Raw genomic sequence first — 10,150 nt, 5'->3', positions numbered from 1 at the left:
CCCCCCAGCAGCTCATGAGCCCCCGACAGGCCCTGTTTGCCCCCACGAAGGAGGTGGCTTGGAGTGAGGCGGAGGGGGAAGTGTGCGCCCAGCAGCTGGCCCCCTATCCCCCCGGCATCCCCGTGGTGGCCCCTGGTGAAAAAGTAGACAAAAAACATCTGGCCTATTTGGCCCAGATAGGATATAATACGAAGTATATCAAAGTGGTCCATCGTTGACTCAACGTAAGGGGGAGATCCTATGAAATTGATCATTGCTATCATCAACCATGACGACGTGGGTACCGTGACCCAGAACCTGTCCAAGAAAGGGTTTTCGTCCACCCGTCTGTCCACCACCGGCGGATTTTTGATGGCGGGCAACGTGACGTTGCTCATCGGCGTGGAGGACGAAAAGGTGCAGGCAGTGATGGACATCATCCGGGAGTACTCTCACAGCCGCAAGCAGCTCATCCCCACCGCCTCTGAGATGACCTATGGGTACATCCCCACCATGCCTGTGGAGGTCACCGTGGGAGGCGCCACCGTGTTCGTGGTGGATGTGGAACGGTTTGAACGGCTGTGATGGACTTGCCCCAGACCCTCTCCCACGCCTATCTCATCACCGGAGGCAGTGAGCAGCAGCGCCAGGAGCTGGCCCGCCGCATGGCGGCGGCCTATCTGTGCACCGGCCAGCCTGCGCCCTGCGGCGTATGCCGTCCCTGCCGGAAGGTACAGGGCGGCATCCACCCGGATGTGCAGTGGGTGACCACCCTGGCGGACAAGCGGGAAATTACCGTAGATCAGGCCCGGACCCTCCGGGCCGATCTCTATGTCACCCCCAATGAGGGGGCCCGGAAGGTGTATATCATCGACCCCGCCGACGCCCTCAACCCGGCGGCCCAGAACGCGCTGCTGAAAAGCCTGGAGGACGGCCCTGCCTACGGGGCCTTTCTTCTGCTGTGCCAGCAGCCTGGGCGGCTGCTGGAGACGGTGCGCAGTCGATGCGAGACCCTTTCCCTGCCCCCCCAGGAGGACCAGCCCGACCCCCAGCAGCTGGAGAAGGCCCAGGCTCTGGCCCAGCTGCTGCTCTGCGGCAGCGAGCTGGAGGTGGCCCAGCAGCTCACCGCGCTGGAGCTGGAGAAGCCCAAGAGCGCCCAGCTGCTGGAGCTGCTCTCCCTCACCGAGGGGTGCGTGGCCGGGCAGCTGGCCCAGCATCCCCAGCGCGGGGTGAAGCTGCTGCAAATTTTGAAGCAGTGCCGGGAAAACGGGGTGTACAACCCTGGTGCCGGCCATGTGCTGGGCTGGGTGTGCACCCGCCTGTTCGCCTGATTTCGATATACGACGGAGGAACATCCATGACAGAGATCATCGCAGTCCGCTTCAAAGCGGGCGGAAAGCAGTATTATTTTGACCCCCAGGGCCTCACCGTCCCCCAGGGCGCCGGGGTCATTGTGGAGACGGGAAAAGGGGTGGAATACGGCACCTGTTCCCGGTCCAACGCCATGGTCCGGGACGACGTGGTGGTGCAGCCCCTGCGCCCCGTGGTGCGTCTGGCCACCCAGAAGGACGAAAAGCAGATTCAGGACAACCACCGCAAGGAAAAAGAGGCCATGAAGATCTGCCAGCAGCTGGTGGAGCGCCACGGCCTGGACATGAAGCTGGTGGAAGTGGAGTACAGCTTCGACGGCAGCAAGATCATCTTCTTCTTCACCTCCGAGGGCCGGGTGGACTTCCGGGCCCTGGTGAAGGACCTGGCCAGCATCTTCCGCTCCCGCATTGAGCTGCGGCAGATCGGCGTCCGGGACGAGGCCCGGATGCTGGGCGGCCTGGGGATCTGCGGCAAGCCCTTCTGCTGCCACCAGTTTTTAGACGAGTTCCAGCCGGTGTCCATCAAGATGGCCAAGACCCAGAACCTGTCCTTGAATCCCACCAAGATTTCGGGCACCTGTGGCCGTCTGATGTGCTGTTTGAAGTACGAGCAGGAGGCCTATGAGGACGCCGTGAGGCGGTGCCCCAAGCAGGAGTCCTTTGTGGAGTGTCCCGACGGCGTGGGCAACGTCACCGCCGTCAACCTCCTGCGGGAGCAGGTGAAGGTGCGGCTGGAGGACTCCACCGAGCAGCCCAAGACCTACCGCACCACCGAGATTCGGGTGGTGCGCAACGGCAAGGGCAAGCGCCCCGAGGACTATGTGGCCCCTCCCAAGGAGGAGCTGGAGAAGCTGCGCTACATTCCCCCCGAGGAGGAGCGCAGTATGGGCAGCACCGCCAGTTTGGCGGCCCTGTTGGAGCAGTATATGGGGGCCTATGGGGACGGCGAGGAGAAGAAGTCCTCCTCCCGCAATCGCCGCCGCCGGGGCGGCGGGGCCAAGAAGGAGGCCCAGCCCCAGCCGGACAAGCAGCCGAAGGCCAAAGCCCCCCAGCAGGGCGGCGGGGCCAGCAAGCGGGGCGGCGCCAAGCAGCCCCAGGCTCAGAAGGGCACGCAGCCGCCCCGCCAGGGCCAAAAGCAGCCCCAGCCGAAGCCCCAGCAGCAGGCCAAGCCCAAGCCCGCCCCTCAGCAGCAGCCCCAGAACCAGGCCGGAGAGGGCGGCGAGAAGCGCCGCCGCAGTCGGCCCCACCATCGGAGGAAAAAGCCCCAGAGTGGCAACGAGGGGTAACAAATGAAGAATGAAAAATGAATAATGAATAATTATGGTGTGCCGCTTTGCGGCACGGATTTTGATTTGTGGTGCAGCCCGGAGGACTTTCACCTTGGCTCCCCCTCCGGGGGAGCTGGCAGCCCGTGAGGGCTGACTGAGAGGGTGCCCTCTCCGTCACAGCTGACGCTGTGCCACCTCTCCCAGAGGGAGAGGCAGGCCAGGGTCCCGATGCGATACGGATTTCTATGGTTGCAGAAACTGAAGGGCCTGCATTCTTCATTTTTCACTATTCATTATTCATTTAAAAGGTGCAGCCGTAAGACTGCACCTTTTTCACAAGGAGGACTTTATGAAAACCTACCAAGCGGTGCTCTACGACATCGACGGCACCCTACTCAACACCGTCAACATGAACATGTACCCCCTCCTCCGTATTATAAAGGAGGAGCTGGGAGAGGAGCGTACCCTGGCCGACGTGGTGAAATTCATGGCCTACACCGGCATGAAGGTCATGGACGAGCTGGGCATCCAGGACCCCGAGGCCACCTACCAGCGCTGGGTGCGCTACGTCAACGAGTATCCGGAGGGGGCCACCCCCTACCCCGGCATGGTGGACACCCTGGAGAGATTGCAGCAGCTGGGGGTGCGCCAGGCGGCGGTGTCCTCCAAAATGCGGGCCCAGTACCAGATTGACATGGTGGGCAACGGCCTGGACCGGTACATGGAGACGGCGGTGCTGGAGGAGGACACCCAGCTCCACAAGCCCAACCCCGACCCCCTGCTGGAGTGCCTGCGCCGTATGGACCTGAAACCGGACCAGGTTTTGTACGTGGGCGATACCCCCTCGGACAGCAAGGCCGCCCAGGCCGCAGGCATCGACTTTGCCTACGCCGCCTGGAACGGCGTGGACTATGGCAGCGTGGACCATGCCGCCCATATTCTGGAGAAACCCGGCGATTTGCTGTCCCTGTTTCACGCAGAAAACTGAAAAGAAACGGAAAATTTTTCTCTCAGCGGGAATGGAATCCACAGGCGTCCATTCCCGCTGATTTTTTAATAAAAATTCAAAAGGGGGAACAAATCGGTGTCAAAAAATCGGTTTCGGGAAAAGATTACCAGTGGAATGTAGCGAAATATCTAAAAGATGGGTTGAATCCAGGGGGTGGTTTTGGTATGATGGTGAAAATAGCGGGCGTGTGTGTGGACAAATTCCCGGCACCTCCGCGGAAACCGCAGGATCATGAAAGGGAGGATGTAGAACATGAAACCAGCGTTGAAACGAAACTTGCGACGCACCATCTCTGCAACTCTGGCGACACTCCTTGCAACCGGACTGGTGGCCCCGGCCCTGGCTGCCCGGTACTCCGGCGCGGAGGTCTATGACCACGTGCTGGACATTCGGGAGGAGCACTTCCAGAACACCATTGCCTTTGACGAGAATGGGAATGCCAACTTCACCGGTGATGAGTGGTATGACCAGAGCGAAGTCATCGGCATCAACCGTGAGCGGGCCAAGAGCCAGTTCATCTCCTATCAGGACACCGCCACCGCTCTGGCAGCGGAGAAGTCCGTGCTGGACGACGTGGGTCCTGAGACCTCGGACTATTACATGCTGCTGTCCGGCAAGGACTGGGACTTCGCCCTGGTGAAGACCCCCGAAGAGGCCAAAAAGGTAGACGAGACCTATCTGGCCAAGGACTACACCGGGGACGCCTTCCAGCCTGAGTATGTGCCCCAGGCCTGGCAGACCTACCGCAATGAGGACGGTACTTTTAAGTACGACGAGCCCATTTACACCAACCAATCCCTGCCCTGGATCAACAACTTCGAGGGCTCCAGCTACGGCAACCCCCACGCCCCCACCGTATACAACCCCGTAGGCTACTACCGCACCAGCTTTGAGGTGCCTGAGAACTGGGATGGACGGGATGTGTTCATCTCCTTCCAGAGCGTGGAGTCCGCCTACTACCTGTATGTCAACGGCCAGAAGGTGGGCTATTCCACCGACGCCTTCACCGCCCACGACTTCAACATCACCCCCTACCTCACCGAGGGTGAGAACACCATCGCTCTGAAGGTGTTCCGTTGGTCCATCGGCAGCTGGCTGGAGAACCAGGACTTCATCCGCCAGAGCGGTATTTACCGTGATGTGTACCTGTACGCCAAGGATGAGGCGGAAATCCGGGACTTCTTCGTGAAGACCCAGTTTGACGACCGCACCAGCGAGGACAGCGACGTGGCCGTCACCGTGGAGACCGACGTGCGCGCCCTGCACAATGAGCAGGCGGGAACTTACACAATTTCCTCCTACATTGTGGATAACTCCGGTAAGACCGTGGCCACCGCCGACCATCAGACCGTGGAGCTGAAGGCCGCTGGTTCCTATGAGGACAAGCTGTCCGACGCAGGTACCACCGTCACCAGCACCATGAAGGTGACCAATCCCGCCAAGTGGTTCCCTGACACCCCCAACCTGTACTCTCTGGTGCTGGAGCTCAAGGACGCCGACGGTAACGTCATGGAGTCCGTGGTGGAGCGCATCGGCTTCCGTGAGATCTACAAGGTGGACATCGACGACCAGGGCCACGAGCAGATGCAGATCACGGGCCGTCAGGTGGTGCTGCGTGGTGTCAACCGCCACGACACCGATCTGGAGACCGGACATGCCCTCACCTTCCAGGACTACCTCACCGATCTGACCCTGATGAAGGAGCACAACCTCAACGCCATCCGTACGTCTCACTACCCCAACGACAAGGCTCTGTACGACCTGGCCGATGAGCTGGGCCTGTATGTGTGCGCCGAGGCCAACATTGAGAGCCACCGTGCCGCTATGCAGGGCGTGAAAGTGCCCACCGGTACCGGCAAGGGTATGCCCGAGTGGGTCGCCACCGTCACCGACCGTGTGGTCACCAACCTGGAGCACTACAAGAACAACCCCAGCGTCATCATGTGGTCCCTGGGCAACGAGGCCACCTACAGCTACGCCCCCCTCAACGAGAACTATGGCTTCTGGGTTGCCTCCATGTACCTGCTCAAGCGTGACCCCAGCCGTCTGCGCAAGTACGAGCGTGAGAGCGAGAACTATCAGCACCCCTACGTCAAGACCAACGGGCAGGACCCCTGGAGCACCGACGTGCGTAAGAACAACATCGTGGACGTGCACTCCACTCAGTATGTGCTGCCCAACTACGTGGCCAGCTACCATGGACGCATGCCCTTCATCCACTCCGAGTACAACCACGCCATGGGCCTGTCCTACGGCAATGCCATGGAGCACTGGGACGCCATCCGTGAGAACGACCAGGCTCAGGGCGGCTTCATCTGGGACTACATCGACCAGTCCATCCGCACCGTGCGGGACAATGGCGATGGCACCTATGACGAGTTCTGGGGCTACGGCGGCGACTGGATCGACCCCAACGCCAACGACGACGCCTTCTGCGGCAACGGTATGCTCTTTGCCGACCGCACCCCCACCCCCAAGATGACCGAGGCCAAGAAGGTCCACCAGCAGGTGAACTTCTACCTGGATGACCAGACCGTCACCTCCGGCCAGGACGTGACCTTGAAGGTGGTCAACGAGTATGAGAACACCACCCTGGACGCCTTCGACATCACTTGGAAGCTCACCAAGGACGGCCTGACCGAGCTGGGCTCCGGCACTCTGGACCTGAACACCCCCAACATGGACGGTCAGTCCCTGATGAGCGGTCAGCAGGTGGAGAATGTCACCATCACCCTGCCCGAGTTTGAGGCTGTGGAGGGCAGCGACTACCTGCTGGACATCTCCGTCACCCTCAAGAACGCCACCAACTGGGCCGAGGCCGGCTACGAGGTGGCCTATGAGCAGTTCCAGCTCAACCCCGACGACGCTCAGGCCACTGAGACCCAGGTGCCCGACAAGGCCTTCGAGTCCGTGGAGGAGCTGGGCAGCCAGATGACCCTCACCGGTACCACCGACAACGGCCAGAAGTTTGAGATCGTGCTGAACACGGAGAGCGGCACCATCGTCTCCTACAGCCTGGACGGCAACGTGGTCATGACTCAGGGCCCCGAGCAGAGCCTGTACCGCGCTGAGACCTACAACGACACCACCGTGGCCAAGAACGCCAACCTGAAGAACGCCGGCGCCACCGAGAACCTGTCCAACCTGGAGGTCTCCGTGAACACCAGCGAGAACAAGGTGCTCATGGCCATGAACGGCACCATGAAGGTGTCCGCCTCTGCCCTGATGGCCTACGAGATCTACGGCAACGGCGAGATCGTGGTCCTCAGCCAGTTCATCCCCACCAGCAACTTTGCCCCCAACGGTCTGCCCAAAATCGGTGGTCGTATGATCATCAACGGCGACTATGACAACCTCACCTTCTATGGCCGTGGTCCCGACGAGAACTACGTGGACCGCCAGAGCGGCTCCACCGTGGGCGTGTACACCTCCAAGGTGTATGATCCCCACGACGCCATGGGCGAGAACTCCAACTGGGACGGCAAGAAGATGCTCAAGCCCCAGGAGAACGGCAACCGCTCCGACATCCGCTGGACCGCTCTGACCAATGACCAGGGCGTGGGCCTGATGGTCACCGGAAACGGCCTGCTGGAGACTTCTGCCAACCACTACACTGCCGAGGACATGAACTCCGGCACCTACAACAGCGCCACCTATCGTCATCCCAACCAGGTTCCTCAGCGTCAGGAGATCGTGTGGAACATCGACCTGCACCAGAACGGTGTCAGCGACACCGCCTTCATGGGTCACAAGCCTCTGGACGGCTACTTCTTCCCCACCAACCAGAGCTACTCCTACGCCTATCGCATCTCCCCCGTCAACACCAACGATGCCAATCAGCTGATGGACAAGAGCAACGAGGGCTTTAAGGTTCCCACCTCCTCTTACCCCATCACCGGCATCTACATCAACGACAACGCTGTGGCCGGCTTTGACGTGGGCAGCGAGACCGGCGCCAGCTACACTCTGGCCGCCAACGAGTCCATCGAGTCCGTCACCGTGGACGGCACCAACGACTTCACTGTCACCTACAACGAGGACGGCACCCTCACCGTCTCCGCCACCAACAGCTACGGCCAGGAGTTCAACTATGTGGTCAAGCTGGGCCGTGAGGGCAAGGAGCTGGACCGCTCCGTCCTCTCCAAGGTCAAGGTGGACAACAACTACAACGGCCAGCCTGGCTCCAACCTCATCGACGGCAACAACAACTCCATCTGGCACTCCAACTGGAGCATCACCACTCCCATGAACAAGCTGTGGTTCATGGTGGAGCTCAAGGACGAGACCGCCATCAACGGCATCCGCTACCTGCCCCGTCAGGACAGCACCAACCTCAACGGCGCCTATGGCCAGCATGAGATCTATGTCAGCTCCAAGCCCATCGACCAGCTGACCAGCGATGTGAGCAGCGGCGACTGGACCAAGGTTGCCACCGGCAGCTGGCCCAAGACCAAGGACTGGAAGTCCACCGCCTTCGGCGAGATGGTCAACGCCAAGACCGTCATGGTGGTGCCCAAGACCACCTACGGCGACACCGAGAACGCCTGGGGCTCCGGCGCTGAGTTCCGCGTCACCGCCGGCACCGTCATCAACGCCGCCGACGTCACCGTCAACCTGGAAGACAGCTACACCTACAAGGGTGAGGCCGTCCGTCCCGCCCCCGAGGTGAAGCTGGGCGACCAGACCCTCATCCGTGGCGTGGACTACACCGTAGAGTACACCGACAACGAGGCTGTGGGCACTGGTAAGCTCACCATCAACTTCTGCGGCGCCTTCGCTGGCGATGCCATCGAGAAGGAATTCAACATCGTGGAAGGCCAGCAGCGCACCCTGACCCTGGAGCTGGGCGATGGCACCACCGAGAAGCAGGTGTATGTGGGCCAGACCGTCACCCTGGAGGCCGGCGAGGCCCCCGAGAACAAGATGTTCGACCACTGGTCCGCCAACAACGACGGCGTGAAGTTCGCCGACGCCAACAGCGAGACCACCACCTTCGTGATGCCCAACGCTGACGTCACCGTCACCGCCAACTATGTGGATGCCTACACCGTCACCGTGGTGGGCGGCTTCCTGGACGAGGACGGCACCATCACCTCTCAGAAGTACAAGGTCGGCTCCTCCGTGGTCTTCTACGCCGACATCCCCGAGGGCAAGGTCTTCGACGTGTGGACCGTTGACAGCGAGGATGCCAGCATCACCGACCCCGCCCGGAACCCCGGCCTGATGAACTCCACCCCCGCCCACGACATCGTGGTCACCGCCAACTTCAAGACCGATCCCAACTACTTCGCCGTTCTGGATACCCTGCCCGATCACCACTATCTGGGCACCACCTTCACCGCTCCTGAGACCCTGCGCATCGTCCAGGGCGACCAGGAGTCTGAGGCCGCTGTGACCTGGAACGAGGCTCAGGTGAAGGCCATTCAGGACGCCGCCTCCGTGTGCACCCTGCCTCTGACCGGTACCGTGGCCGATCACGAGATCTCCACCACTGTGGCTGTGGTGCCCGGCAACGTGGTCTACTTCGTGGACAACGGCTCTGAGACCTTCTCTGAGCTGGCTCAGAACATCCTCAAGTACAACGCCACCACCGTGCTCAACACCACTCCCGATCAGTTCTACACCGAGGAGAGCGGCTGGGGCTGCACCAACCCCGAGTCCCAGGTTGAGACCCACAACGACTACGGCACCGACGCCTACTCCACCATCCGCAACATGACCGACTCCAAGGGCGAAGACCCCAACGACGGCCGTGGCAAGCCCCTGACCTACCAGTTCGATAACCTGGAGGCCGGCACCTATCAGGTGTTCGTGGGCTACAAGAACATCTGGTACCAGACCTCCTGGCAGCGCAACGCCACCATCCAGCTGCTCCAGGGCGACAACGTTCTGGCTTCCGTGGAGAAGAACCTGAACGTGGAGAAGGGCCAGTTCGTCCAGATGGAGATGGAAGTCACCGAGGCTGGCAGCGTTGAGCTGAAGATGACGCCCAAGGAGAGCGCCAACGCCAACAACGACATGCTGGTCAGCTACATCCTCATCACCAAGGACGGCGAGATCGTGGAGCCCGTGGAGTACACCGTCACCGTGAACACCCAGGGCGAGGGCACCGCTACTGCCGAGCCCACCACCGCTACCGCTGGCACCACCGTGACCCTGACTCAGCAGGCTGCTGAGGGCTGGCACTTCGTGGAGTGGCAGAGCGACGACGTCACCGTCACGGACAACACCTTCGTGATGCCTGAGGGCAACGTCACCGTTACCGCCGTGTTCGAGAAGGACGCCGCCCCCGGCGAGGTCAACAAGACCCTGCTGGAGAAGACCGTCAAGTACGCCGATACCCTGTCCACGGAGGGTGTCACCGACACCGCCAAGAAGGCCTTTGAGGACGCTCTGGCCAACGCCAAGACCGTTCTGGCTGACGCCGACGCCACCCAGGACGAGGTCAACGCCGCTTGGAACCAGCTGCTGGAAGGCATCTGGGGCCTGGGCCTGACTCAGGGCGACAAGGAGCTGCTGAACCT

5 protein-coding genes and 1 pseudogene are annotated in these 10,150 nt (G+C 61.3%); all 6 read left to right on the top strand.

The genetic code is table 11. The annotated features are described in order from the left end of the window. Positions 1-218: pseudogene (locus tag B5F98_RS12345) on the top strand (amino acid decarboxylase); the annotation flags it as partial. Between the two features lie 22 nt (positions 219-240). Next, the gene (locus B5F98_RS12340) at positions 241-564 is read left to right on the top strand and encodes a cyclic-di-AMP receptor (protein ID WP_087232940.1); all 324 of its coding nucleotides are present in this window, start codon (positions 241-243) and stop codon (positions 562-564) included. Next, entirely contained in the window at positions 564-1,310 is a 747-nt protein-coding gene (locus tag B5F98_RS12335) for a hypothetical protein (RefSeq protein ID WP_087373234.1), read from the top strand. The genes B5F98_RS12340 and B5F98_RS12335 overlap by 1 nt, the downstream gene beginning before the upstream one ends. 26 nt (positions 1,311-1,336) lie before the next feature. Continuing rightward, on the top strand, positions 1,337-2,635 hold the full coding sequence (locus B5F98_RS13550) for a stage 0 sporulation family protein (protein WP_087373231.1): 1,299 nt from the start codon (positions 1,337-1,339) through the stop codon (positions 2,633-2,635). A gap of 331 nt (positions 2,636-2,966) precedes the next feature. Beyond that, the gene (locus B5F98_RS12325) at positions 2,967-3,605 is read left to right on the top strand and encodes an HAD family hydrolase (protein WP_087373229.1); all 639 of its coding nucleotides are present in this window, start codon (positions 2,967-2,969) and stop codon (positions 3,603-3,605) included. A 273-nt stretch (positions 3,606-3,878) separates the two neighbouring features. Continuing rightward, the coding region (locus B5F98_RS12320) for a glycoside hydrolase family 2 TIM barrel-domain containing protein (protein ID WP_143482815.1) at positions 3,879-10,150 on the top strand (6,272 nt) is incomplete at its 3' end.

Source organism: Pseudoflavonifractor sp. An44 (genome assembly GCF_002161675.1).
In the GTDB taxonomy this organism is placed as follows: domain Bacteria; phylum Bacillota; class Clostridia; order Oscillospirales; family Oscillospiraceae; genus Enterenecus; species Enterenecus faecium.
The sequence above is the reverse complement of the archived record's forward strand: the minus strand, read 5'-3'. Positions and strand labels throughout refer to the sequence as shown.

Bases quoted from the DNA above. Each gene is read 5' to 3' on its own strand.
- B5F98_RS12325 (WP_087373229.1), top strand. From the start codon at position 2,967: ATGAAAACCTACCAAGCGGTGCTCTACGACATCGACGGCACCCTACTC.
- B5F98_RS12340 (WP_087232940.1), top strand. From the start codon at position 241: ATGAAATTGATCATTGCTATCATCAACCATGACGACGTGGGTACCGTG.
- B5F98_RS12335 (WP_087373234.1), top strand. From the start codon at position 564: ATGGACTTGCCCCAGACCCTCTCCCACGCCTATCTCATCACCGGAGGC.
- B5F98_RS13550 (WP_087373231.1), top strand. From the start codon at position 1,337: ATGACAGAGATCATCGCAGTCCGCTTCAAAGCGGGCGGAAAGCAGTAT.